The organism is Amycolatopsis sp. La24, from assembly GCF_029087445.1.
GTDB classification, from domain to species: Bacteria; Actinomycetota; Actinomycetes; order Mycobacteriales; family Pseudonocardiaceae; genus Amycolatopsis; species Amycolatopsis nivea.
This window is the reverse complement of the sequence record NZ_JARACH010000030.1, coordinates 52,691-76,580: the sequence shown is the minus strand read 5'-3', so window position 1 is coordinate 76,580 and position 23,890 is coordinate 52,691. Positions and strand designations below refer to the sequence as shown.

At 69.7% G+C, this 23,890-nt stretch carries 23 protein-coding genes; 14 read left to right on the top strand and 9 right to left on the bottom strand.

Annotation, left to right across the window (positions count from 1 at the left end; genetic code table 11):
• Window positions 1–25: 25 nt before the first annotated feature.
• The 4 genes from PUT80_RS26295 to PUT80_RS26280 all read right to left on the bottom strand — a co-directional run bounded on the left by PUT80_RS26295 (window position 26) and on the right by PUT80_RS26280 (window position 2,893).
• Complete coding sequence (locus PUT80_RS26295; protein WP_275293833.1) at window positions 26–856, bottom strand: IclR family transcriptional regulator; 831 nt, start codon at window positions 854–856, stop codon at window positions 26–28.
• Window positions 857–1,011: 155 nt separating this feature from the next.
• The gene (locus PUT80_RS26290) at window positions 1,012–1,275 is read right to left on the bottom strand and encodes a ferredoxin (RefSeq protein ID WP_275293832.1); all 264 of its coding nucleotides are present in this window, start codon (window positions 1,273–1,275) and stop codon (window positions 1,012–1,014) included.
• Entirely contained in the window at window positions 1,272–2,417 is a 1,146-nt protein-coding gene (locus PUT80_RS26285) for a Rieske 2Fe-2S domain-containing protein (protein ID WP_037810750.1), read from the bottom strand. The genes PUT80_RS26290 and PUT80_RS26285 overlap by 4 nt, the downstream gene beginning before the upstream one ends.
• Before the next feature lie 89 nt (window positions 2,418–2,506).
• Complete coding sequence (locus PUT80_RS26280; protein ID WP_037810752.1) at window positions 2,507–2,893, bottom strand: nuclear transport factor 2 family protein; 387 nt, start codon at window positions 2,891–2,893, stop codon at window positions 2,507–2,509.
• A gap of 223 nt (window positions 2,894–3,116) precedes the next feature.
• On the opposite strand from PUT80_RS26280, the gene PUT80_RS26275 reads away from it, so the two are divergent.
• The 8 genes from PUT80_RS26275 (at window position 3,117) to PUT80_RS26235 (ending at window position 13,516) form a co-directional block, all read left to right on the top strand.
• Window positions 3,117–4,136, top strand: a complete 1,020-nt coding sequence (locus tag PUT80_RS26275) for a 2Fe-2S iron-sulfur cluster-binding protein (RefSeq protein WP_275293831.1) — start codon at window positions 3,117–3,119, stop codon at window positions 4,134–4,136.
• An 81-nt stretch (window positions 4,137–4,217) separates the two neighbouring features.
• Entirely contained in the window at window positions 4,218–5,402 is a 1,185-nt protein-coding gene (locus PUT80_RS26270) for an acyl-CoA dehydrogenase family protein (protein ID WP_275293830.1), read from the top strand.
• Between the two features lie 15 nt (window positions 5,403–5,417).
• Window positions 5,418–6,341: a VOC family protein gene (locus PUT80_RS26265; RefSeq protein ID WP_037810757.1), complete on the top strand. Its 924-nt coding sequence runs from the start codon at window positions 5,418–5,420 to the stop codon at window positions 6,339–6,341.
• A gap of 28 nt (window positions 6,342–6,369) precedes the next feature.
• Window positions 6,370–8,874 carry an alpha/beta hydrolase fold domain-containing protein gene (locus tag PUT80_RS46325; RefSeq protein WP_343076905.1) on the top strand — a complete coding sequence of 835 codons (2,505 nt, stop codon included), beginning with the start codon at window positions 6,370–6,372 and terminating at the stop codon, window positions 8,872–8,874.
• A 13-nt stretch (window positions 8,875–8,887) separates the two neighbouring features.
• Window positions 8,888–10,360: an FAD-dependent oxidoreductase gene (locus PUT80_RS26250; protein ID WP_275293829.1), complete on the top strand. Its 1,473-nt coding sequence runs from the start codon at window positions 8,888–8,890 to the stop codon at window positions 10,358–10,360.
• 23 nt (window positions 10,361–10,383) lie between these two features.
• Complete coding sequence (locus tag PUT80_RS26245; RefSeq protein WP_275293828.1) at window positions 10,384–10,851, top strand: flavin reductase family protein; 468 nt, start codon at window positions 10,384–10,386, stop codon at window positions 10,849–10,851.
• Between the two features lie 48 nt (window positions 10,852–10,899).
• The gene (locus tag PUT80_RS26240; protein WP_275293827.1) at window positions 10,900–11,739 is read left to right on the top strand and encodes an alpha/beta fold hydrolase; all 840 of its coding nucleotides are present in this window, start codon (window positions 10,900–10,902) and stop codon (window positions 11,737–11,739) included.
• A gap of 94 nt (window positions 11,740–11,833) precedes the next feature.
• Complete coding sequence (locus tag PUT80_RS26235; RefSeq protein ID WP_275293826.1) at window positions 11,834–13,516, top strand: 3-ketosteroid-delta-1-dehydrogenase; 1,683 nt, start codon at window positions 11,834–11,836, stop codon at window positions 13,514–13,516.
• 45 nt (window positions 13,517–13,561) lie between these two features.
• Here PUT80_RS26235 and PUT80_RS26230 read toward each other — a convergent pair whose 3' ends face one another.
• Window positions 13,562–14,176, bottom strand: coding sequence for a TetR/AcrR family transcriptional regulator (locus PUT80_RS26230; RefSeq protein WP_037810767.1), 615 nt, complete (start codon window positions 14,174–14,176; stop codon window positions 13,562–13,564).
• Window positions 14,177–14,696: 520 nt separating this feature from the next.
• Here PUT80_RS26230 and PUT80_RS26225 point away from each other — a divergent pair.
• Window positions 14,697–15,512 carry a DUF1206 domain-containing protein gene (locus PUT80_RS26225; RefSeq protein ID WP_275293825.1) on the top strand — a complete coding sequence of 272 codons (816 nt, stop codon included), beginning with the start codon at window positions 14,697–14,699 and terminating at the stop codon, window positions 15,510–15,512.
• 91 nt (window positions 15,513–15,603) lie between these two features.
• Here PUT80_RS26225 and PUT80_RS26220 read toward each other — a convergent pair whose 3' ends face one another.
• Complete coding sequence (locus PUT80_RS26220) at window positions 15,604–16,698, bottom strand: glutamate--cysteine ligase (RefSeq protein WP_275293824.1); 1,095 nt, start codon at window positions 16,696–16,698, stop codon at window positions 15,604–15,606.
• 156 nt (window positions 16,699–16,854) lie between these two features.
• Here PUT80_RS26220 and PUT80_RS26215 point away from each other — a divergent pair, with 156 nt between their 5' ends.
• On the top strand, window positions 16,855–17,334 hold the full coding sequence (locus PUT80_RS26215) for a hemerythrin domain-containing protein (RefSeq protein WP_275293823.1): 480 nt from the start codon (window positions 16,855–16,857) through the stop codon (window positions 17,332–17,334).
• Between the two features lie 34 nt (window positions 17,335–17,368).
• Here the strand turns inward: PUT80_RS26215 and PUT80_RS26210 are convergent, their stop codons facing one another.
• On the bottom strand, window positions 17,369–18,238 hold the full coding sequence (locus PUT80_RS26210) for a serine hydrolase (protein WP_275293822.1): 870 nt from the start codon (window positions 18,236–18,238) through the stop codon (window positions 17,369–17,371).
• A gap of 313 nt (window positions 18,239–18,551) precedes the next feature.
• Entirely contained in the window at window positions 18,552–18,725 is a 174-nt protein-coding gene (locus tag PUT80_RS26205; RefSeq protein WP_158691544.1) for a hypothetical protein, read from the bottom strand.
• Window positions 18,726–18,826: 101 nt separating this feature from the next.
• Here PUT80_RS26205 and PUT80_RS26200 point away from each other — a divergent pair, with 101 nt between their 5' ends.
• The gene (locus PUT80_RS26200) at window positions 18,827–20,293 is read left to right on the top strand and encodes a PLP-dependent transferase (RefSeq protein ID WP_275293821.1); all 1,467 of its coding nucleotides are present in this window, start codon (window positions 18,827–18,829) and stop codon (window positions 20,291–20,293) included.
• Window positions 20,294–20,328: 35 nt separating this feature from the next.
• Complete coding sequence (locus PUT80_RS26195) at window positions 20,329–20,790, top strand: DUF6098 family protein (protein ID WP_275293820.1); 462 nt, start codon at window positions 20,329–20,331, stop codon at window positions 20,788–20,790.
• Window positions 20,791–20,877: 87 nt separating this feature from the next.
• Here the strand turns inward: PUT80_RS26195 and PUT80_RS26190 are convergent, their stop codons facing one another.
• Window positions 20,878–21,894: a substrate-binding domain-containing protein gene (locus PUT80_RS26190; protein ID WP_275293819.1), complete on the bottom strand. Its 1,017-nt coding sequence runs from the start codon at window positions 21,892–21,894 to the stop codon at window positions 20,878–20,880.
• Between the two features lie 108 nt (window positions 21,895–22,002).
• On the opposite strand from PUT80_RS26190, the gene PUT80_RS26185 reads away from it, so the two are divergent.
• Window positions 22,003–22,998, top strand: coding sequence for an asparaginase (locus PUT80_RS26185; RefSeq protein WP_275293818.1), 996 nt, complete (start codon window positions 22,003–22,005; stop codon window positions 22,996–22,998).
• A 2-nt stretch (window positions 22,999–23,000) separates the two neighbouring features.
• Complete coding sequence (locus PUT80_RS26180) at window positions 23,001–23,882, top strand: polysaccharide deacetylase (RefSeq protein WP_043839932.1); 882 nt, start codon at window positions 23,001–23,003, stop codon at window positions 23,880–23,882.
• Window positions 23,883–23,890: the final 8 nt, after the last annotated feature.

Genomic DNA, 23,890 nt, shown 5'->3' with positions numbered 1-23,890 from the left:
GTCGGCCCTCCCCGGCGAGGGCCGATCAGCCGGAAGCAGACCCGCCGTTGGCCAGTTGCAACTCGACCCCCGACGGCGGCAAGTCCGGCACCGCCCGCGGCCGCAGCGTAGGCACGCCGTTGGCGACTCGCCATACCGTCGCCGCGGCATTGCGCACCTCGGTGATCGTGGCGACCAGATCGAGCGCTCGCGTCGGCCCGCACACCGACAGCGCGAAGTGCCCGTCGTCGTCCATGGTCGTGATGGGCGCGGCCACCACGGTCACGCCGTGATGGGTGCCCTGCGCGTCCACGGCCACCCCGCCGCGGTCGCGGACCCGGGCGAGGTCGCGCATGAGCTGGCTGCGGGTCTGGATGGAGTACTGGGTCGGCGCGTAGCCGAAACGCAGCTCGGGCCAGTGGTCGGGGGAGAGGGTGGCGAGCAGCGCCCGGCCCGGCGCGGTGAGCGTGACCGGCTGTCGGGCGCCCGCGCTCCACTGCCCGGAGGCGGACGGCCACGAGCCGATCCGTTCGAGGTGCATGATCTCGGCGCCGACCAGCATGCTGAGGTACACCGTCAGCCCGCTGCGGCGATGCAGCTCAGCCATCACCGCGACGGCGGCGCGGGGGACGGTGCGCCGGCGGGTGAACTGCGAGCCGAGTTCGAACATGCGCACCCCGAGCGTGTAGGTGAACTCCTTGCGCTCCACCCAGCCGAGTTCGACCAGCCGCTGCAGGATCCGGTGCGCCGAAGACCGCGGCACGTGCGAGCGCCGGGCGAGTTCGGCCAGAGTCAGCGGCCGTTCGCCCACGAAGGACTCCAGCAGCGACGCGACGCGGTCGATCATCGCCGCGGGGGCTTCCTCGATGTGCGCCATTGCAACACCACCTCCAGACTGCGTATGTCAGATTGAGACTACCTGTCAGAATCTGACACCTTGGAGTGTAGGCACACCGGAGCTCGGCTGTAAACCGCCTCCGGACAGCAAGATGCGCCGTGCCCGGGGAAACCGGACACGGCGCATCTGTGCGGTCATACGGTCTGGACGATCCGCAGCCGTCCGGCCGCGACCTCGGCGTCGAGGGACTCCTTGAGCCTCGAACACCCCGCCAGCGCGGGACCCGGCATCGGCGACGTGCCGAGTTCCGCGCAAGCCTCGATCGCCTCGGCATTCCATTGCAGGCTCGTCTGGTGCACCGTGCTCTTGCGCACCAGCAGCCGCGCCGCGCAGTGTTGGCAGTGCAGCGGCTGCATCGGCATGTCGTCGAGCCGGTTGTCGGTCCTCGGTTCGCTCACGGCGCGGTCTCCGTCGGCTTGGCCTGGCGGGCGATGTTGGCGGCCACCTCGTCGTGCCACGCCTGGGTCGGCCGGGTGAGGTCGAGTTCGTACTCGAAGCGGTCGACCATCTCCGGGCGGATGTCGGCGACGTCGACGTAGAACTGCTCGTACCAGCGGCGCAGCTGGTACACCGGCCCGTCCTCCTCGCACAGCAGCGGATTGTCGATCCGGGCCTTGTTCTTCCAGATCTCGACGTCCTGCTCGAAGCCGACCTTGATGTAGTCGCCGAGCGCGATCGCCGAGCGCATCGCCGCGTCCTCGGGCAGGGTGGCCGATTTCTTGACGATGATCCCGTACTGCAGCACGAACGAATCCGCCGTGATCGGGTAGTGGCAGTTGAGCAGAACCGTGTGGTGGTCGCCGAATTCGTAGTGATACGTCAGGTCGTCGATCATGAACGACGGGCCGTAATACGACGCGACGGAGGTGCTGCCGAGCATTTTCGGCTGCCCTTCGGGCGCGGGGTAGTCGTCGCGGGAGTCTCCGTTCATGTACTGGGTCGCGACGTGGCCCTCGAAGACGTTCTTGAAGTACGTCGGCAGCGATCCGTGCACGTAAAAGAAATGCGCCATGTCCACGACGTTGTCGATGATCTCGCGGCAGTTGGTGTTGACGACGGTCGTGTACCAGTGCCAATCGGTCCACTCGTCGCTTTCCGCGCCCTCGATACGGGGGATGGCGACCTCGTCGGTCGGCTTCGTGCCTTCCGGGTCGTTCCAGACGAACAGCAGACCGTCCTGCTCCAAGGTCGTCCACGCCTGCGTGCGCGCGAGCATCGGGACGCGTTTGCTGTACGGGATCTGCTTGCACCGGCCGTCGCCGCCCCAGCGCCAGTCGTGGAACGGGCAGGCGATCTCGTCGCCCTTGACCTCGCCCTGGGACAGGTCGCCGCCGAGGTGCCGACAGTAGGAATCGAGGATATTGATCTTACCGTTCGCCCCGCGGAACACCACGAGTTTCGTGCCGAAGGCGTGCACGGTATGCGGTTTCCCGTCGGCGAAATCGCGGACGAGACCGAGGCAATGCCAGCCGCGGGCGAAGCGGGCGGGGGCGGAATCCGCTTCGATCCGGCGGATCTCGTCCTGATGCAGAGAAGTCATCGCGCTCTCCTGGGAAGGGTTGGTGGGGAGCTGTCGGTCCGGTGCGTTCCGGTTCTAACAAGCGCCAGGGCCATGAACCCGGTCACAGTTCACTGACTGGAACGCCGCTGGTGCACTACGTCGGCCGGGCTCCAGATCGCGCGCATGCTCGTGATCCGGCCGCGCTCGTCGAACGTCATGACGTCGATCGGCTCGATCGCGCTCACGAACTCCTCGGTCGTGGTGATCACGCGCAGGTGGAAGGCGGCGGTGTCGCCGGCGGCCCGGACGGTCAGCAGCTCGGCGGTGAGGGCGAGGCCTTCGAGTTCGCTGTAGAACGCGGCGATGGCTTCCCGGCCCTTGCGGACGGCGCTGCCCGCGGGGTCCTCGACGGTGGCGTCCTCGGCGTAAAGGGCGGCGATCCGCGCCGGGTCGCCTGCTTCGAGCCTGCGCGCGTACTCCGCGACGGTGCGGGTGATCTTGTCGGTGGTCAGCATGCGGGGATGCAAGCACAGCCGGGGCCGGGAGCGAGCCCGAGCAACCGCTTGGTGGGAAGCCGCGCCGAATTATGTCGTTGACCTGGGCGGAAGCGCCTGCCGCACAAGATCTTTCGCGACTCGTCTCCCAGTCAGCGAAACGACCGCGATCCGGCGGGCGGGCGCGGCCGTACCGTGCGCAGGCCCCGTCCGGCGGGGCGAGGGACGACGACCAGGAGGGTGGATGTCCGCCGAAACGAGTACCGGCCGCAGGAAACGGGTCCGGGTGACCGCCGTCGTGGAGGAGACCGCCGACGCGCGCTCGTTCGTCGTGGAGCCGGCCGGCGGGCCCGCGTTCGGCTACCGCGCCGGGCAGTTCCTGACCGTGCGGGTCCCGGACGCCGGAACGGGTTCCGCCCGCTGCTACTCGCTGTCGAGTTCGCCGCACTGCGACGAGGCGATGAAGTTCACCGTCAAACGGGTGCGGGGCGGGCACGGGTCCAACTGGCTGTGCGACACCGTCACCGCGGGCGCTGAGCTGGACGTGCTCCCGCCGGCGGGGACCTTCACGCCCGCCTCGCTGGACCAGTCCGTGGTGCTGCTCGCGGGCGGCAGCGGGATCACTCCGGTGATCGCCATCGCGAAGTCGATCCTGTTCGGCGGCAGCGGGGAAGTCGTGCTGCTTTACGCGAACCGCGACGAAGCGTCGGTGATCTTCGCTGCCGAACTGGCCGCCCTCGAGAGCAAGTTTCCCGATCGCTTCACGGTGATACACCTGCTGGAATCACTGCAAGGCTATCCCAGTCGGAACCTGCTGACAGTCTTGCTGCGTCCGTTCGCCGACCGCGACCTCTATCTCTGCGGGCCGGAGCCGCTCATGGACGTGGCCGCGGAGGTCGCCGCGAGCGTCGGAATGGCCGGGGTGCACTCGGAACGGTTTCTTTCCCTGCAGCAAGATCCGTTCGCGCCAGCGGCATCCGGGACCGGCGAGGTCGCGTGCACCGTGCGGGTCTCGCTCGACGGCGAGGACCACGTCGTCCCGTGGAAAGCCGGGGCGAAACTCCTCGACGCGCTGTTGGCCGCGGGCGTCGACGCGCCGTACTCGTGCCGCGAAGGCGCCTGCAGCGCGTGCGTGTGCTCGCTGACGGAGGGCAAGGTGAACTTGGCGCGCAACGAGATTCTCACCGAGGACGATCTCGCCGAGGGTTACGTCCTGGCGTGCCAGGCCGAACCGGTCAGCGACGAGATCGCGATCGAGTACTGAAACCGCTGTTCCACTCATCAGGAGACCGGGCCCGATCCGGTTTCCCGGTTGGCAAGCTCGACCCACACACAAGGAGCCGTCATGCCGCATGCAGCAATCGACAACATCGAGGCGATCGCCGAAGAACTCCGGGCCGGCGCCGACGAAGGCGAGTCGCTCGGCCGGTTGCCGGACGACATGGCGAAGCGGCTCAAGCAAGCGGGCATCATCCGCTTGCTGCAGCGCAAGAAGTACAACGGCTACGAGGCGCACCCGCGCGAGTTCGCCGAAACCGTCATGAAGACGGCGAGCATCTACGGGTCGGCCGGCTGGGTGGGCGGCATCGTCGGCGTGCACCCGTGGCAGCTCGCCTTCGCCGACCCGAAGGTGCAGGAAGAGATCCTGGGCGAGGACACCGACACCTGGCAGGCGTCGCCGTACATGCCCGCCGGGGTCGCGGTTCCGGCCGACGGCGGCTTCGTGCTGAACGGCCGCTGGCAGTTCTCGTCGGGCACCGACCACTGCGACTGGATCTTCCTCGGCGCACTGCTCGGCGGAAAGGACGGCCAGCCGCTGATGCCGCCGCACAGCATGCACGTGATCCTGCCGCGTTCGGACTACGAGATCATCGACGGTTCCTGGGACGTCGTCGGCCTGCGCGGCACCGGCAGCAAGGACATCGTGGTCAAGGACGCGTTCGTGCCGGCGTACCGGGTGATGGACGCGGACAAGGTCATCGACGGCTCGGCGGCGAGGGAGTACGGCGTCACCGAGACGCTGTACAAGATGCCGTGGTCGACGATCTTCCCGCTCGGCATCACCTCGGCGACCATCGGCATCTGCGAGGGCGTGCTGGCCGCCGGGATCGACTACCAGCGCAACCGCGTCGGCGCGACCGGAACCCTCGTCAAGGACGACCCGTACGTGCTGCACGCGCTCAGCGACTCGGCCTCGGAGATCGACGCCGCGCGCCAGCAGCTTCTGTCCAATGTGGACCGCGTGTGGGACAAGGTCGACCGCGGCGAGGAGATCGACTTCGCCACGCGTGCCCGGATCCGCCGGGACCAAGCCCGCGCGGCGTGGCGGGCGGTGCGCGCCGCGGACGAGATCTTCGACCGCGCCGGCGGCAACGCGTTGCGGATGGACAACCCGTTGCAGCGCTTCTGGCGCGACGCGCACGCCGGTCTGCACCACGCCATCCACGTCACGAGCACCACTTACCACGCCGCCGCGCTGGCGTCGCTGGACGTCGAAGTCCCGCAGGGCCCGCTGCGCGTGATGATCTGAGAAAGGACACCCACGATGAGCGAAATCAAAGGACTCGGCTACGTCCGGGTCATCGCCACCGACCTCGAACGCTGGCGCGAACTCGGCTTCGACGTGCTCGGTTTCGCGCCGGGCTTCGGCGACGAAAAGGACGCGCTGCACTTCCGGATGGACGAGCGGCCGTCCCGGATCACCGTGGAGCACGGCGACGCCGACCGCGTGACGGCGGTCGGCTGGGAGGTGCGGGACGCCCCGGCGTTGCGCCGGCTCCGCGAGACCCTCGAAAAGGCCGGGGTGGACTGCACGCCGATGTCGCAGGAACTCGCGGACCGGCGCAAGGTCGAGGCCGGGTTCTCCGCGAAGGACCCGGGCGGCACGCCGCTCGAGTTCTTCCATGGGCCGGTCCTCGAACACAGCCCGGTGCTCACCAAATACGCCCACAAGTTCGTCACCGGCGCGCAGGGCCTCGGGCACGTGGTCATGCCGACCACCAGCTTCGACGAGTCCTTCGAGTTCTACACCGAAACGCTCGGCTTCCTGTCCCGCGGCGCGTTCCGGATGCCCGGCCCGCCGGAAGCCGGCCCGCTGCGGATCCGGTTCCTCGGGATCAACCGGCGCCACCACAGCCTGGCGATCATGCCGAGCCTGGAGGGCCGCGACCCGGGCCTCATCCACGTCATGGTCGAGGTCGATTCGCTCGACGCGGTCGGCCGCGCCTACGACCAGGTCCTGGCGCGCGATTTCCCGGTGTCCTCGACGCTGGGGCGGCACACCAACGACAAGATGATCTCGTTCTACGTCCGCGTCCCCGGCGGCTGGGACATCGAGTACGGCTACGGCGGCCAGCTCGTCGACGAAAGCTATTACACCGCCGAGGAAATCACCGCGGACAGCTACTGGGGCCACGAATGGCTCTGGATGAAGGAAATGAAGGAAGCCGCCGCGCGCGGAGAAGCCTGAGCCGACTGCCGCACCTAGGGGAACCAACGTGGAAAACTGTTTCGACGCAGTCGTCGTCGGGGCCGGGATCGCCGGTCTCTACGCGGTGCACAAACTCCGCGCGCGCGGCATGCGGGTGCGGGGCTTCGAGAGCGCGGCCGGGGTGGGCGGCACCTGGTACCACAACCGGTACCCCGGTGCGCGGTGCGACGTCGAAAGCATCGACTATTCCTACTCGTTCGACGAAGAACTGCAGCAGGACTGGACGTGGAGCGAACGGTTCGCGACCCAGGAAGAGATCCTGCGGTACCTCGACCACGTCGCGGACCGGCACGACCTGCGTCCCGCGTACGAGTTCTCGACCCGGGTGACGGCGGCGGAGTACGACGAACGGTCCGGACGGTGGACGGTCAGCACCGACACCGCCCGGACCGTCGGCGCGCGGTTCCTCGTGCTGGCCACCGGTGTCCTGTCCGCGACGAACCTGCCGGAGATTCCCGGACGGGACAGTTTCGCGGGCGAGCTGTACCACACCGGCGCCTGGCCGCGGCACGCCGTGGACTTCGCGGGCAAGCGGGTCGGCGTGATCGGGACCGGGTCGTCCGGGATCCAGGCGATTCCGGTCGTCGCCGAAACCGCCGCGCGGGTCACGGTTTTCCAGCGCAGCCCCAACTATTCGATTCCCGCGCGGAACCACCCGCTCACCCCGGAGTACGTCGCGGAGGTCAAAGCCGGCTATCCCGAACGGCGGCGGCTGTCGCGGATCAGCGGCGGCGGCACGCCCAACAGCCCGCACCCGCGCGGCGCGCTCGAGGTCGATGCCGCCGAACGGACCCGGATCTACGACCAGTGGTGGGAACGCGGGGGATACCTGTTCGCCAAGGCTTTTCCCGACCAGACCACGAATCTCGCCGCCAACGACACCGCCCGCGAGTACGTCGAGGCGAAGATCCGCGAACTCGTGCACGATCCGGAGATCGCCGAGCAGCTCATCCCGGACGACCATCCGATCGGCACGAAACGCATCGTCACCGACAGCGGCTATTTCGAGGCGTACAACCGGGAAAACGTCAAGCTGGTCAACCTCCGGCGCACGCCGATCAGCGAGATCACGCCGGACGGAGTACGCACGTCGGACGCTCTCCACGAACTCGACCTGCTGATCTTCGCCACCGGCTTCGACGCCATGACGGGTTCGCTGTCCCGGATCGACATCCGCGGCCGGAACGGGCGCACGCTGCGCGACGCGTGGTCGGCGGGCCCGCGCACCTATCTCGGACTGACGGTCGCCGGATTCCCCAACATGTTCATCGTTTCCGGGCCCGGCAGCCCGAGTGTCCTGGCGAACATGGTGCTGACTGCGGAACAACACGTGGACTGGATCGCGTCCTGTGTGGACTATCTCGACGAAAACCGGGTGTCGACCATTGAGGCGACCGAGGAGGCTGTCGCGCACTGGGTGGCCGAGTGCAACGCCAACGCGGCGGCGACGTTGTTCCCGGCCGCCAATTCCTGGTACCTCGGCGCGAACATCCCCGGCAAGCCCCGGGTGTTCATGCCCTACATCGGCGGGCTCGGCAAATACCGCGCGATCTGCGACGACGTCGCGGCTGCCGGGTATCGCGGGTTCGTGCTGGACGATCCCGCGGGCGCCGAGGTGAAGGCGATGCTGGCCGGGCTGGCCGATTTCCCGGACGTGACCCAGCACGAGCCCGCCGAACTGCGGGCGATCATCCGGTCCCGCCGGGCGCCGCTGACCCACCAGCCCGCGATGCGGATCGCGGAGGACCGCGTAATCGAAGGCCCCGGCGGAGACCTGCCGCTGCGGATCTACGTGCCAGAGCACGATGGGCCGCTTCCGGTGGTTGTCTTCGCGCACGGCGGCGGATTCGTGTTCTGCGACCTCGACAGCCACGACGAGTTCTGCCGCTCGATGGCCGCCGCGGTGGGTGCGGTCGTGATCGCGGTCGACTACCGGCTGGCCCCGGAACATCCCGGACCCGCGGCGATGGAGGACCTGTACGCGGCCCTGGTCTGGGCGGCTGAACACGCCGCTGAGTACGGGGGAGACCCGGCCCGGATCGGCGTGGCCGGCGACAGCGCCGGGGGCAACCTGGCCGCCACGGTGTGCCTCGCTGCCCGCGACCGCGGCGGCCCGCGCATCGCCGGGCAAGTCCTGCTGTACCCGGTGATCGACGACGATTTCGCCACCGAGTCCTACCAGCGGTATGGCGAGGGCTACTACAACACCGAGCGCGCCATGCGGTGGTACTGGGCGCAATACGCGCCGGACGGAACTGACAGCTCCTACCTGGTGCCTACGCGGGCGGAGTCGCTGGCAGACCTTCCGCCCGCCGTGGTCGCGACCGCCGAACTGGACCCGCTCTGCAGCTCCGGCGACGACTACGCGCAGCGCCTGCGGGAGTCCGGGACAGCAGTCACCGCGCACCGGTTCGAGGGCCTGTTCCACGGTTTCCTGACGATCCCGGCGCTGTCCCTGACCGAACCCGCGCGCGAGAAGCTCTGGCAGATGATGCGGGACCTCCTGGCCTAGGAAGGACTGATCCATGACGACCGACCGACTGCGTCCCGTCCCGGCCGCCTCGATCGCCGAATGGCACGAGTCCGCGGACGTGGTGATCGCCGGGTACGGCATCGCCGGGGTGTCCGCGGCGATCGAGGCGGCGAGGTCCGGCGCGCAGGTGCTGATCCTGGAACGCACGAGCGGCTGGGGCGGCGCGGCGGCGCTGGCCGGCGGGTTCGTGTACCTCGGCGGCGGCACTCCGCTCCAGCGCGCCCTCGGTTGCGAGGACAGCGCGGAGAACATGGAGAAGTTCCTGCTCGCGGCCGTCGGCCCGGGCGCGGACGAAGCCAAGATCGCCGACTACTGCCGCGGCAGCCTGGAGCACTACGACTGGCTGGTCGGCAACGGCGTGCCCTTCCGCGAGGCACTCTGGGACGAGCCCGGCTGGGAACCGCCGCACGACGAAGGCCTGGCGTACTCCGGCGGCGAGAACGCGGCCCCGTTCAACGCCGTCGCCAGGCCTGCGCCGCGCGGGCACGTGCCGCGGATGAGCAACAAGCGCACGGGCGAGCAAGGCGGCGGATACATGCTGATGAAGCCGCTCGCGGAGACCGCGGAAGCGCTCGGCGTGCGCGTTTCCTACGACGTCCGCCTGAGCAGTCTCATTGTGGACGGAGACCGAGTCGTCGGAGTGCTCGCGCGCCGCTACGGACGCGAGATCGCCGTGCGGGCCGACCTCGGTGTCGTCCTGGCTACCGGCGGATTCGCCTACTCAGAGCAGATGGTCGCCGATCACGCGCCGCGGTTGATCGGCCGCCCGGGAGCCGCCATCGAAGAACACGACGGCGTCGGCATCCTGGCGGCCACCGCGTTCGGTGCGGCGACCGCGCACATGGACGCCACGGAGGTCGCGTTCTTCGGCGACCCGCAGATGATGGCGCGCGGCATCCTCGTCAACGGCCAGGGCCAGCGTTACGTCACGGAGGACACGTACCCGGGCCGCATCGGCCAGGCGACGCTGTTCCACCAGGACAACCAGGCGTACCTGGTGATCGACGAACAAGCGCACGAGGAAGCGCTCGCGACCGAGACCGCGACCCCGAACTTCCGCGTCCCGCCGACCTGGGCCGCGGAGACCGTCGCCGAACTCGAGGCCGACATGGGCCTCCCGGAACGGGCGCTGCAAACCACGGTCGAGCTTTACAACACGTATGCGGCGCAAGGCCGGGACCCGCTGTTCGGCAAGAAACCGGAATGGCTGCGCCCGCTCACCGGCGCGGTCGCCGCCTTCGACCTGCGGGGCGCTACCGCAGGCTTCCCGCTGGGCGGACTGCGGACCGACCTGGACTCGCGGGTGCTGCACGTGTCCGGGGCACCGATCCCGGGGTTGTTCGCGGCTGGCCGCTGCACGGCGGGGATCTGCACCGGCGGTTACGTCAGCGGCGCTTCGCTGGGCGACGGCAGTTTCTACGGACGCCGGGCCGGGCGCGCCGCGGCGAAGGGGGAAGTGCAGTGACCGAACCGTCCGACCCTGCCCTGATGCGCACTGTGCTGGGACATTTCGCGACCGGCGTCGTGGCGATCACCGGCATGGACGAGGAAACCGGCTCGCCGGTCGGGCTGGCGGCGAACTCGTTCACGTCGGTGTCGCTGGATCCGCCGCTGGTCGCCTTCTGCGTGGCCGCGACGAGCACTTCGTGGCCGCGGGTGCGCTCGGCGGGATGTTATGCGATCAGCATCCTGTCCGAGTCGCAGGAGGCGGTGTGCCGTCAGCTGGCGGCCCGGGGCGTCGACAAGTTCGCGGGGATCGACTGGACGCCGTCGCCTTCGGGCGCGCCCGTGGTGGCCGGTTCGCTGGCGTGGATCGAGGCGGAACTCGATGCCGAGCACGTGGCAGGCGATCACGCGATCGTCGTTTCGCGGGTGCGGCATCTGTACTCGTCCGACCTGGAGCCGCTGGTCTTTTTCCGGGGCCGCTACGGGCGGATCAGCGCGGGCGTCCGCTGATCGGGAAGGGCGATCGACCGGCCCCGGTTCCGCTGGCAAGGTCGGGCCATGACCCCCGAACTGCTTGAACTCCCCACCGAACACGGCGTCCTGCGCTACCGCGAAAGCGGCGACGGTCCGCCTTTGGTGCTGCTGCACGGTTCCGGGCCGGGCGTGACCGGATGGCGCAACTTCGGCGCCAACCTGCCGACCTTCGCCCCGCACTACCGCACCATCGTCCTGGAGTTCCCGGGTTTCGGGGTCAGCGACGATTTCGGTGCCGTGCACCCGATGCAGTCCGCCAGGACCGCCGTGCGCGCGCTGCTCGACGGTCTCTCCCTAGACCGCGTGCGCATGGTCGGCAACTCGATGGGCGGGTTCGTCGCGACGGATTTCGCCCTCGCGGCCCCCGAACGCGTCGAGCGGCTGGTCACGATCGGCGGCATCGGGACCCCGATTTTCAGTGCCCAGCCCGGGGAAGGGATCGTCCGGCTCAGCGAGTTCGTCGAAAACCCGACCCGTGCCGCGCTCGTCGCCTGGCTGCGCTCGATGGTCTACGACCAGGCGATGGTCACCGAGGAACTGATCGAGGAACGCTGGAGCCAGGCAACGGATCCCGCCACGCTGGAGAACTCGCGCCGGATGTACGGCGCGGCGGCACTGGCCGCGATGGCGGCCGCCGCACGCAGCGCGGAAACCCCCGCCTGGGCCCAGCTTCGCCGCCTCGACGTCCCGACCCTGGTCACCTGGGGCCGCGACGACCGCGTCAGCCCGGTCGACATGGCGTTGCTCCCGATGCGTGCCCTGCCGCAGGGCGAGGTGCACATCTTCCCGAACTGCGGGCACTGGGTGATGATCGAGCAGAAAGCCGCCTGGGAAGCCACTGTCCTGGCATTCCTCGGCCGCTGATGTTCCGCTGACTGGACTCGGCCGGGGGACCGGCGCACCCGGCGAAATACGGTGACCCGGCCTCCTGCCGAGAACGAAGTGGAGTTCGAAGGACATGAAGAAGAAAATGCCCGCGCTCGTGCCGGCCGAGGACACGACCGTCGATCTCCTCGTCGTCGGCTCGGGAACCGGGATGGCCGCCGCGCTCGCGGCCCACGAACGCGGACTGTCCACTTTGGTCGTCGAGAAGACCGGCTACGTCGGCGGATCGACCGCGCGTTCCGGCGGGGCGTTCTGGATCCCCGGGAACGCCGCGTTGCCGGACCGCTCGGTCGCCGACGCGGGCACCTACCTGAACGCCGTGATCGGCGACTCGGCCCCGGCCGAACGCGGCCGCGCCTACCTCGAGCACGGCGCCGCCGCCGTCGACATGCTGCGCCGCACCACTCCCATGCGGTTCTTCTGGGCCAAGGGCTATTCCGACTACCACCCCGAGGAACCGGGCGGCCGTGCGGAAGGCCGGACGTGCGAATGCCGCCCGTTCAACGCCTCCGTCCTCGGCGACGAGCGCCCCAGGCTGCGTCCCGGCGTGATGGAAGCGCCGGTCCCGATGCCGGTCACCGGCGCGGACTACAAGTGGATGAACCTGGTGGCGCGCAAGCCGCTCAAGGCGCTGCCGCGGATCTTCGCCCGGGCCGCGCTGGGCATCGGCGGCATGCTGATCGGCCGCGACTACCTGGCGGGCGGGCAAGCGCTTGCGGCCGGGATGTTCGCGGGCGTGCTGCGCGCGGGCATTCCCGTGTGGACAGAGACCGCCCTCGTCCGCCTGCTGCGCGACGGCGACCGGGTCACCGGAGCCGTTCTGCGGCAAGGGGATCGCGAAGTCACCGTGCAGGCCCGGCGCGGTGTCGTCCTGGCCACGGGCGGCTTCGACCACGACGTCGAGGCACGGCACAAGTTCCAGTCGCCGCGGCTCGGCGAGTACAGCCTGGGTGCGGAAGGCAACACCGGCGACGGTATCCTGGCCGGCCAGGAACTCGGCGCGGGCACCGCTTTGCTGGACCAGGCCTGGTGGTTCCCCGCCTTCGCCCCAGTGCCAGGCGGCGCCCCGGCGGTCATGCTCGCCGAACGTTCGCTGCCAGGTTCGTTCATCGTCGACCAGACCGGGAAACGGTTCATCAACGAGGCGACCGACTACATGTCGTTCGGGCAGGAAATCCTGGCGCGCGACCGAGCCGGGACGCCGGTCGAGGAGATGTGGCTGGTTTTCGACCAGCGCTACCGCGACAGCTACATCCTCGCCGGCCGCTGCTTCCCCCGGCAGCCGCTCCCGGAATCGTGGTACCGGGCAGGAATCGCCCACAAGTCGGACGACCTCGGCGCACTCGCCCGGGCGATCGGCGTTCCGGCCGATTCCTTCCAGGACACCTTCCAACAGTTCAACACTCTCGCCACCGCCGGACGCGACACCGCCTTCGGCCGCGGAGACAGCGCGTACGACCGTTACTACGGCGACCCCACGATCGCCCCCAACCCAAACCTGGCCCCGCTGCGCCGCGCCCCGTACTACGCGGTCAAGGTGGTCCTGAGCGACCTCGGCACGTGCGGGGGATTGGTCGCTGACGAACACGCCCGAGTCCTGCGCGAGGACGGCACCGTGGTGGAAGGCCTGTACGCGATCGGAAACACCGCGGCGAACGCCTTCGGCGCGTCGTACCCGGGCGCGGGCGCGACGATCGGGCAGGGTGTGGTGTACGGGTACATCGCCGCTCTGCACGCGGCGGGCGCGTCTTCGTAACGTCCTTTGTGGACCGGGCGGGTTTCGCGTCCGGTCCACAAAGGACTACTTGGGGAGCCGGGTCAATCCGCTCAATGCCAGCCGCAATCCGCGCGCTTCCCACCGTTCGATGTCCGCGAAGTCATCGGACCCGCCGTTCTGTACCCACTGGATCAGTGCGTGCCGCATGGTCTGGATCACCAGCAGCGCCGGGAGTTCGCGCAGGAACGGATCCTCGTCGAGCTCGTAATACCGCGCCAGAAACCGCGTCACCGCCTCGCTGAGCCCCTCGCACCACTCCACGAACCGGAGCCGGTACTGCGGCGTGTTGACGATCAGCGTCATGATCTGGTGGTCGTACTCCGGCACCTGCCGCCGGTTCAGTTCCGTGGTGAGCGCGGCGGTCAGGACCTCGACCGGGTCCGCGTCGTCCGGCGCGTCCTCGAGCCCCTGGAGGATGACGCGTTCGCTGCGGCGCAGCAGCGGCATCAGGACGTCCTCCTTGACCGGGAAGTGCCGGTGGAACGTCCGCGGGTTGATCCCGACGATCTCGCAGATCCGCTCGACAGTGACCGCCGTGTGGCCCTCGGCCACGAACAGGTCGCGTGCGGTGAGCGCGATGCTCATCCGCAGCTCCTCGGCCCGGCGCTCGGTGAGGGTCTGCCGTTTCGGCTCCGTCACCAGGACTCCCTCCCTGTCGCGTGCATGGACCGTAGCCGCCCGGACGCGCCTGGTGCTGCCCGCTGACCGCTCTGCGGAACAACGTGCCGTCCGGCCACGGGTGTCAGAATATGACACGTTCGGGCGCGGCTCGCGGCGATCCTGCTACGCTCGGGTGTGATGAACGACTACTCGTGCAGATCGGAGGTTCCGTTCGCCCCGGGTGAGTGCTGATGCACCCATTCCCCGCGAACGAGAATCCTCGTCTTCTTTCCTGGACGCGCGTGCGACAGTTCGCCGTGCCGCCGTCGATGATCGAGTCAGCGACTGCCCGCCGGGCCGCGGGCGACTGGGCCGGAGCCTGCGCGGCCGCCCGCGTCGACGTGGATCTGAACCTGCGAACGGCAAGCCGGGCTCACGGCGCTGGGCCGGCCGCGCAGATCCGCTGTGGACTTACCCTCCGTGAGCCTGGCTCATCGAGGTGGCGGATTGCGCCACCTGGCCCAGTGGTAGCGGGGGCAACAGCGGGTATCCCCACCCCATGAACCGGATCGCCGCCAAGGTCGCCCGAGGCGAAAAGACCGACACCGCCCAGCTGCTCGGCCGGGCCGGAATGGCCTGTTACGCGCTCGTGCACCTCATCCTCGCCTACCTCGCGCTGCGGGTCGCCTTCGGCAGCGGCGGACAGCCCGACCAGAAGGGCGCGTTGCAAGAGGTCGGGTCGACGGCGTTCGGCCAGGTCCTGCTGTGGGTGCTCGCGGCCGGGCTCGTCGCGTTCGGGTTGTGGCAGTTCCTGATGGCCGCGACCGGATACACCTGGACCAGCGGCGGAAAACGGACGCGCAAACGGTTCGGCGCCGCCGCGCGAGGAATCGTCGTGCTCGCGATCGGCGCCACGGCCTTCCGCCTCGCTGCGGGCCAGGGCGGCGGCGGTTCGAGCGATCAGACCCAGCAGGAATTCACCGCGAAGCTGCTCCAGTTGCCCGCCGGTCCCGCACTCGTGGTGGCCGCCGCCGCGATCGTGCTCGGCGTCGCCGTCGCGGCCGGGGTCAAGGGCGTGAAGCAGACTTTCCTCGAGGATCTAGACCTAGCTGGGCTGCCCGGCAAGACCCGCCGTTGGGTCGGATGGCTGGGCAGCACCGGATACCTGGCGAAGGCGGTCGTTTTCGCGGTGACCGCGTTCCTGCTGGGCTACGCCGGTTTCCGCTCCGACGCGAAACAGGCGGGCGGGTTGGACGCCAGCCTGAAAACCCTCGCCGCCCAGCCGTTCGGCGCGGTGCTGCTGACGGTGGTGGCGCTCGGGCTCGCGGCGTTCGGTGTTTATTGCCTGGCTGCGGCGTGGGCGCATCGGCGCTGAGGGGGTGCCTGCGACCAGGTCCGCGACGTCGCTCGCCGCGTCCCCGTTCGGCGCGTTTATCGTCTGGCTCCGGCGTTGACGGGCCTGGCGGTCAGGGAGCGCCTGCGAGCAAGTCCACGACATCCTCGCCCCGCCCCCGCTCAGCGAACCGCCGCCGTTGCCGGTCCGCGCCGCAGCCCTCGGCGCACAGCTGTGCCGTCGCCTCCTGCGCGAACTCCAGATCCCCGGCCGATTCCAGCGCGGACGACGTCACCTCGATCAAATCCGCGAGCACCGCCTTCGCCGGGGCCAAATCGCCACTCCGCGGGTGCGGGCAACAACCGCTGATGCCGTCCCGCGACGCGCGCCAGAGGTGGGCTCGCAGCACCTCGTTCGGCAGGTCCGGCGGGGGATCGTCGTCCGCCAGTGCGGTGGCGACCAGGCCTCGCGCGAGCACTCCCAGCAAGACCGCCTCCTCGGGCGTCGCGGCGACGTCGGCGATGCGGAACTCGATCGTCGGCTGCTTCTCCGAGAGCCGGGCGTCCCAGTAGACCATCCCGCGGTCGAGGATCGCGCCCGAGCGCAGCCACGCGTCGACGACGCCTTCGTACTCGTCGAGCGACGCGAACCGCGGCGGCGGGCCGGCCGAGGGCCAGCGGCTCCATTGCTGGTAGCGCCAGCTGCGGTAACCGGTGTCGTAGCCGTCGGCGATCGCGGAACTTGCCGTCACGGTCAGCAACGCCGGCAGCCACGGCCGGATCCGCCCGAGCACCTGGATGCCGGTCTCCTTGTCCGGGATCGCGACGTGCACGTGACACCCGCAGGTCAGCGACGTCCGCGCGGTCGCCCCGAAATGCTCGCCGATCCGCTCGTAGCGCGGACTCGGCGTGACATCCGGCAACCCCTCCTCCGACACCGGCGGCGAGGCCGCGGGCAGCAACCGGCGGTTCTGCCGCCGCGCGGCCGCCGCCAGGTCTTCGCGCAACTCGCGCAGCCGCTGCAGCGCCTCGCCACGGGTCCGGCAGACGTCGGTCGCGATCTCGGCCTGCGCCCGGGTCAGTTCGTGCTGCAGTTCGCCGTTGTCGCCGCCCGTTTCCGCGGCGCGGTCGACGACGTCGTCCGCCTGGGCCAGCCGGCCGTCGCGGTCGACGACGAAGAACTCCTCCTCGATGCCGAAGGTCAGCTCGTCGCCGGTCTGGTCGTTCACCGAGGTTCTCCTGGGGTCGGGGGCATCGGAGTACCCCGGCGGCCTCGCGCGCAAACGACGTTTTCCCGGCCCGGAAAAGGGTAATCCGCGGAACAAGAAACGGCGGGCGGGGCGACCCTGCGCTGCCCGCGCCCGGACCGCACTGGGAGGACCCCGATGTCGACCGACGCGATCGTGCTGCTCAAGAACGACCACAAGACGGTGGAGAAGCTTTTCAAGGAGTTCGAGAAAGCGGGCGACAAGGCCCACAAGAAAAAGCGCCGCATCGTCGACTCGATCATCGAAGAACTCACCATTCACGCCTACATCGAGGAAGAGATCTTCTACCCGGCGGCCAAGGAAGCCGTGCCGGAGACCAAGGACCACGTCCTGGAAAGCGTCGAGGAGCACCACGTCGTGGTGTGGATGCTGTCGGAGCTGCTCGACCTGGACCCGGAGGACGAAACCTTCGACGCGAAGGTGACCGTCCTGACCGAAAACGTCCGCCACCACGTCGAGGAAGAAGAGGACGAGTGGTTTCCGGAGGTCCGCTCGGCCATGGGTCGCAAGCAGTTGCGGGAATTGGGGCAGCGGATGATCGACGCGCGGCCGGACGCGCCGAAGAATCCGCTGAAACTGCAGAGCGCCACGGCCTGAGCTGGGCACCCGAGTAGGTCCACAAAGGACAAAATCAGGTGAGTTTGCCGTTGGCGACAAGCGAATCCTTCAACGCCCCCGTGGCCGTAGTGAGCGCCTTGGTCGCGGTCCCGACATCGATGCTGTCGTCCCACGTGCTCATCACCGCGACCGCGAACGTCCGCGACCCGGTCCGGACCAGACCGGTCGTGTTGAGCACCCGCCGCCCCTCCGACGTGCCCCAGCCCTGTTTGATCGCCCACGTCGCACCGGGGAAGGCGCGCGGGATCCCGAAATGCTGGTCGAACCCGTCGGCGGCGGTGAGCGGGGCGCTTTCCAGCGCCTCGGTCAGAAAATCGCGTTCGTCGGCGGACCGTGCCGAGGTGATGTGCCGGTACACCGTGACGACGTCCTCCGGCGACATCTTCGTCGACCCCCACTGGCCGGGATCGTCGGGCGGCGAAGTGTGCGTGAGCCCCAGCTTCCCGGCCTGCCGCCGGACGATGGCCGGTCCGCCGAGTTGCTGCCAGAACCGGCTGGCGACCCGGTCGTCGCTGGCCGCGAGCATGGCGTGGACGGCGTCGGCCTCGCTGTCTTCGGGGACGCCGGACCGGTCGAGGAGATCAAGCGCGATGAGCAGTTTCACCACCGACGCCGTCGGCTGCGGCTGATCGGCCTTCCAGCCGACCTCCACCGCGCACGCGTCGAGGTCGACGACCTCCATCTCGAGCCGGGGGTCGTTCCCGTTGCTCAGCAACGCTTTCCGGGCGTCCGCGACGGCTCCGGGGTGCTTGCCCGCCGTCGAAGCCGGGGCCGTTCCGCACGCGGCTTGCCAGTCGGTGCCGCCGGAGTCGGCGGCCAGGCAGATCGCGGCGACCAAACCTCCCGCGACGGCGAGCGCGGCGAGCCCCACGAGCATCTTCATCGATGCGCACTCCTTCGGCAACGGTCCGCTTCTGCGGGAAGCGGGAGCGCTCCGAAGGTAGGGAGACCGGGGGACGGACAGGATCGTCCGAAAAGTCCGTCCATTCAGGCCAGTCGGCGGGCAACCCCGTCCGGGCATCGGCCATCTGGCCGACCCGCGCCGCGCTGACCTGCGCCGACCCGGCCGTCGACAGGGGTGCGGCGACGGCGGTCGAGGGTGCGCACAAAGCGACGGCGGCGAAAGCCGGAGGACGTTCAGGCACCTGCGCCTGCCCGATCATCCCTCTTCGCCGTCGTCGTTCCCGGGGTTTCGCTCAATCGGTTTCCGGCTGCTGCCACGCCCTTCCGGCTCGCTGGGCGGCCAGCTGGATCTCGTCGCCGACCTCCTGCCAGTTCTGGTCCGTCGGGTCGTGGTCGCCGATCCACGTGCGCCGCGGCGTCGCGAGCGAGCCGCCTGCCTGCTGCGGTTGTTCTGTCATCTGAGTCATGATTCCTCCGTCTCCGGGTGAAGACCAGCGGGGATTACCCCTTCCGGGGCCCCTGAAACGGGTCGTTGTTTGAGATCGGCCCGGCTGGGTAAGCGGGGCGGGTGGCCGATCATTCCCGCGCACCAGTGCTCGAGGCGATCCGGCGGTTCCGCGCGTCCGGGCACGTGTCCTTCCTGCCGCCCGGGCACAAACAGGGCCGCGGCGCCGACCCCCGGCTGACGGAGATCGTCGGCCGCGACGTGTTCGCCTCGGACATCATCCTGATGAACGGGCTCGACGACCGGGCGCTCACCCGCGGCGTCCTGAACGAGGCCGAAGACCTCATGGCGGACGCGGTGCACGCGGACCGCGCGTTCTTCTCGACCTGCGGCAGTTCGCTGTCGGTCAAATCGGCGATGCTGTCGGTCGCGGGTCCGGGCGAAGAACTGCTGATTTCCCGGAACGTGCACAAATCCGTGGTCGCCGGGCTCATCCTGAGCGGCGTCCGGCCGGTGTGGGTGTCCCCGCGCTGGGACCGGACCCTGCACTTCGCCCATCCGCCCGGTCCGGAAGAAACCGAGGCGGCCTTCGCGGAACACCCGGCAGCGAAGGTAATGCTGCTGATCACGCCGACCGATTACGGGTCCTGCGCGGACATCCGCGGCGTCGCGCGGATCTGCCACGAACGCGGGGCGCCGTTGATCGTCGACGAAGCCTGGGGCGCGCACTTCCCGTTCCACCCGGACCTGCCGGCGTGGGCGATGGACGCGGGCGCCGACCTGTGCGTGACGAGCGTGCACAAGATGGGCGCGGGCCTGGAACAGGGCTCGGTCTACCACCTGCGCGGCGACCTGGTCGACGCCGACGTGCTCGCCATGCGCGCCGACCTGCTCGACACGACCAGCCCGTCGTCGCTCGTCTACGCCGGACTCGACGGCTGGCGACGGCAGATGGTCGAGTACGGAAAAGGCCTGCTCGACACCGTGCTGGAGCTGGCCGCGGACACGCGGAAGCGGCTGGCCGGAATCGCCGGGATCACCGTGCTGGGCGACGCCGAACTCCTCGGCCCCGGCCGGGCGGACGACCGGGACCCGCTGAAAATGCTGATCGACGTGTCCGGCCTCGGCTGCTCCGGCTACGACGCGAACCACTGGCTGCGCGAACACCAGCGGGTCGACGTCGGCCTTTCCGACCATCGCCGGATCGCCGCCCAGCTGACCGTCGGCGACGACGAGGAGACGGCTGCCCGCCTGGTCGAGGCGCTGCAAGCGTTGTCCGATCACGCCGATGAGCTGCCCCGCGCGAAATCGGTGGACCTGCCCGCACCCGAGGACCTGGAACCGGACCAGGCCATGCTGCCGCGCGACGCCTTCTTCGGCCCGGCCGAACAGATCCCGGTCGAGAAAGCCGCCGGACGGATCGTCGCCGAAACGATGAGCCCGTACCCGCCCGGCGTCCCGGCCGTGCTGCCCGGCGAGGTGCTGACCCGGCCGATGCTCGACTATCTGCGGAGCGGGGTGGCCGCGGGTATGTTCCTGCCCGATCCGGTGGATCCGTTGCTGCGCGGCGTGCGGGTCGTCGCCCGCTGAGATTGCCTCCGCCGGACGCGGGTAATCCCGGGCCCATGACGGAATGGGACAACCGGCTGCCCGTCGTGCGCGACCTCGACGAACTGGTCTCGGCGTTCCGCCGGGCCGGCGAGGACGAACTGTACGTCCGGTGGTCGCGCGGCCCGGACGCGGACCTGCGCTCCGGCGAGGAAAGCCGCGACGGGCTCACCGGGATGCTGCTGCCGGGACTGTCGGCGAACTCGCTGGCCCGGCAGCCGTGGTGGCGCGGCCGCTCGCTCCGGCTGTGGCTGGCCCGCCGCCTGCACGACTACCAGCACCTGCGCGAACGCGGCGGCCCCGGCGTGCGTCCGTGGCTGTTGCGGGGCAGGGAGATCGCGCGGGGCCCGGACAACGAGCCGCTGGTCGTGGACGCGGAGCCGCTGGCCTGGATCGAGGACGCCGTCATGCACGAAGCGCTGCGGCTGGTCGAACGGGAAGCTCCTGCGGACTGGGGCTCGATGGACCGGCAATCGTGACCTGCCACCGCGTCGCGGACCGGTCGTGAGGGGAACCCTGCGGGAATCAGATTCCGTCAGGGTTCCCCTCACGGACTTCTGCGGAACTCAGCCGACCGTCGACGTCCGCACGATCAGCTCCGGCTGCAGCCGCTCCGATTCCACCTCTTGCCCGGCCAGCTTGCGCAGCAGCGTCGCCAGCGCCCGGCGTCCCATCTCGTGCATCGGCGACCGGATCGTCGTCAGCGGAATGGAGATCGACGCGGCGAGGGGAGTGTCGTTGTAGCCGACCAGCGCGACGTCCTCGGGGATCTGGAGTCCCTTGTCCCGCAAGGAACCCATCGCGCCGATCGCGGCGAAGTCGTTGGTCGCGAAGATCGCGTCCGGATAGGGCTTGCGCGCCAGCAGCTGATCGGCTGCCTCGCGTCCGGCCGCCGCGTCGAATCCGTTGTAGACGATGCGGTGCGCGGGGATTTCGATGCCGGCCTCGGCGAAGCGGTCGACCAGCCCCTGGGTCCGTTCCTGCGCGGTCGACGCGAACGGGAGCCCGGCGACGATCGCGACGTCCCGGCGGCCGGTCTCCAGCAGATGGTCGGCGATCAGCCGCCCGCCCGCCGGGTCGTCGCAGGTGATCGAGACGTGCCTGCCGAGCCTGCGCGAGGTCAGCACGAACGGGACGCCGGTTTCGGCGAGGCCGTCGAGGAACGTGTCGTCGGAGTGCGCGTCGCCGAAGATCAGCCCGTCCACCCGGCGGTCCAGCATCTGCTGGGTGCGCTGGCGCTGCAGTTCCGGGTTGTCGAGCGAGTTCGTGACGTAGGTCGAGATCCCGGCCTCGGTCGCGGCCTCGTCGATGCCCTCGTAGATCGTCGCCAGCACGAAGTCCTGCAGCCGGGGGACCAGCACGCCGATCACGTTCGACCGGGCGGTGCGCAGGCTCGCGGCGTGCGGATTGCGGCGGTAGCCGTTGCGCTCGGCCGAGTCGAGGATCGCCGCGACCTTCTCCGGCGACGCCCAGCGCTCCGGATGCTCTTCAGCCGGATTGAGCACCCGGGACACCGTCGTCACGCTGACGCCCACGTCCTCGGCGATCATCCGCTGGGTGAAGGGCCGCACGGTCGCGGGCATCTGCCTCCTGTCGTCGGGCTTCAGTATGCCCGGCCCGCGCGCACCTCGCCACAAACGATTGACACAAACGATTGACTCAAACGTTTGTGTAGCTCACACTCAACGCTCATGACGCACATCGTGGTCCTGGCCACCGGGGGCACCATCGCCTCCCGCACGGGTCCCGGCGGGGCCTCGGTCGCCGCCGACGGAGCCGGCGCGCTGCTCGCGGCGGCCGGGCAAGACCCCTCGGTCAAGGTCGAACCGGTCGACGTGCTGCGGGAGAACTCGTTCAACCTGACCCTGGAAGACCTGGCCTCGATCGCCGAAGCGGTGCGCGCCCAGCTGGCCCGCCCCGAGGTGGACGGCATCGTCCTCACCCACGGCACCGACACGATCGAGGAGACGGCGTTCCTGCTGGACCTGGTCCACGACGACGACCGGCCGGTGGTGCTCACCGGCGCGCAGATCGCGCCCGACCGAGACGGCTCCGACGGGCCCCGCAACCTGCGGCAGGCGATCGCCGTCGCGGCCGCGCCCGAGGCCCGCGGGCTCGGCGTGCTGGTCTCGTTCGCCGGCGAGCTTTTCGCCGCGCGGGGCCTGCGAAAGGCGCACACCCTGCTGCCGCAGCCGTTCGCCGCGCAGTCCGGCGGACCGATCGGGCAGGTGCTCGACGACGGCCCGCTGATCACCGCCCGGCCGGTCCGGTCCGCGCCGCTTCCGTTGCCCGGTCCCGGATTCGGCTCGCTCCGCGTCGAAACGCTGACCCTCTCGCCCGGCGCGACCCCGGAACTGCTCGACCACCTCGTCGAGCAGCGGACGCCCGGGATCGTGCTGGCCGGGACCGGTTCCGGGAACCTCAACCGCGGCTACCTGCGCTCGCTGCGCGCGGCCGTCGACGCCGGGACCGTCGTGGCGCTGTCGAGCCGGGTCCCGTTCGGACCGGGCGCCGCCATCTACGGCAGCGGCGGCGCGGTCGACGCGATCGCCGCCGGCGCGGTCCCGGCGACCGCCCTCCCGTTCACGCAGACGCGGATCCTGCTCGCGCTGCTGCTGTCCCGTTTTCCCGCCGACGCCGCCGCCGACCGGCTGCGGCGCCGCGCGAACCGTGAGAAAGGAATCTGAGCATGGCCAAGGAAATTTTCGTCGCCTTCGGCATCGACGTGGACGCCGTCGGCGGCTGGCTCGGGTCGTACGGCGGCGAGGACTCGCCGGGCGACATCTCGCGCGGCATCTTCGCCGGCGAGGTCGGCGTGCCGCGGCTGAACCAGCTGCTCGCTCGCTACGGCCTCCCGGCGACCTGGTTCTGGCCCGGCCACTCGATCGAAACCTTCCCCGAGCAGTTCGAGCAGGTGGTCGCCGCGGGCCACGAGATCGGCCTGCACGGCTACAGCCACGAGAACCCGATCGCGATGACCCGCGCGCAGGAATCGGAGATCCTCGACTACTGCCTGGAGCTGATCCAGGCGCGCACCGGCACGCGGCCGACCGGCTACGTCGCGCCGTGGTGGGAATTCTCGCCGGTCACCAACGAACTGCTGGTGGAGCGCAAGATCCGCTACGACCACTCGCTGATGCACCGCGACTTCACGCCGTACTACGTCCGGGTCGGCGACTCCTGGAGCAAGATCGACTACGACAAGCCGGCCTCGACCTGGATGAAGCCGCTGGTCCGCGGCGCCGAGACCGACCTGGTCGAGATCCCGGCCAGCTGGTACCTCGACGACCTGCCGCCGATGATGTTCGTCAAGTCCAGCCCGAACAGCCACGGCTTTGTCAACCCGCGCCACCTCGAAGAGATCTGGCGCGACCAGTTCGACTGGGTCTACCGCGAACTCGACTACGCGGTCTTCACCTTCACCGTGCACCCGGACGTGTCCGGCCGCCCGCAGGTGCTGCTGATGCTGGAGCGGCTGATCGAGCACATCAACGGGCACGAGGGCGTCCGCTGGGCGACCTTCGACCAGATCGCGCAGGACTTCCAGGCGCGTTTCCCGCGCACCGCCTGACCCGGCTC

Excerpts from the sequence above, each read along its gene's own strand:
- PUT80_RS26205 (WP_158691544.1), bottom strand. The coding sequence starts at position 18,725 with ATGACTCAGATGACAGAACAACCGCAGCAGGCAGGCGGCTCGCTCGCG.
- PUT80_RS26190 (WP_275293819.1), bottom strand. The coding sequence starts at position 21,894 with ATGCCCGCGACCGTGCGGCCCTTCACCCAGCGGATGATCGCCGAGGAC.
- PUT80_RS26280 (WP_037810752.1), bottom strand. The coding sequence starts at position 2,893 with ATGCTGACCACCGACAAGATCACCCGCACCGTCGCGGAGTACGCGCGC.
- PUT80_RS26270 (WP_275293830.1), top strand. The coding sequence starts at position 4,218 with ATGCCGCATGCAGCAATCGACAACATCGAGGCGATCGCCGAAGAACTC.
- PUT80_RS26235 (WP_275293826.1), top strand. The coding sequence starts at position 11,834 with ATGAAGAAGAAAATGCCCGCGCTCGTGCCGGCCGAGGACACGACCGTC.
- PUT80_RS26245 (WP_275293828.1), top strand. The coding sequence starts at position 10,384 with ATGCGCACTGTGCTGGGACATTTCGCGACCGGCGTCGTGGCGATCACC.
- PUT80_RS26210 (WP_275293822.1), bottom strand. The coding sequence starts at position 18,238 with ATGAAGATGCTCGTGGGGCTCGCCGCGCTCGCCGTCGCGGGAGGTTTG.
- PUT80_RS26180 (WP_043839932.1), top strand. The coding sequence starts at position 23,001 with ATGGCCAAGGAAATTTTCGTCGCCTTCGGCATCGACGTGGACGCCGTC.
- PUT80_RS26195 (WP_275293820.1), top strand. The coding sequence starts at position 20,329 with ATGACGGAATGGGACAACCGGCTGCCCGTCGTGCGCGACCTCGACGAA.
- PUT80_RS26215 (WP_275293823.1), top strand. The coding sequence starts at position 16,855 with ATGTCGACCGACGCGATCGTGCTGCTCAAGAACGACCACAAGACGGTG.
- PUT80_RS26240 (WP_275293827.1), top strand. The coding sequence starts at position 10,900 with ATGACCCCCGAACTGCTTGAACTCCCCACCGAACACGGCGTCCTGCGC.
- PUT80_RS26295 (WP_275293833.1), bottom strand. The coding sequence starts at position 856 with ATGGCGCACATCGAGGAAGCCCCCGCGGCGATGATCGACCGCGTCGCG.
- PUT80_RS26285 (WP_037810750.1), bottom strand. The coding sequence starts at position 2,417 with ATGACTTCTCTGCATCAGGACGAGATCCGCCGGATCGAAGCGGATTCC.
- PUT80_RS26265 (WP_037810757.1), top strand. The coding sequence starts at position 5,418 with ATGAGCGAAATCAAAGGACTCGGCTACGTCCGGGTCATCGCCACCGAC.
- PUT80_RS26225 (WP_275293825.1), top strand. The coding sequence starts at position 14,697 with ATGAACCGGATCGCCGCCAAGGTCGCCCGAGGCGAAAAGACCGACACC.
- PUT80_RS26275 (WP_275293831.1), top strand. The coding sequence starts at position 3,117 with ATGTCCGCCGAAACGAGTACCGGCCGCAGGAAACGGGTCCGGGTGACC.
- PUT80_RS26185 (WP_275293818.1), top strand. The coding sequence starts at position 22,003 with ATGACGCACATCGTGGTCCTGGCCACCGGGGGCACCATCGCCTCCCGC.
- PUT80_RS26250 (WP_275293829.1), top strand. The coding sequence starts at position 8,888 with ATGACGACCGACCGACTGCGTCCCGTCCCGGCCGCCTCGATCGCCGAA.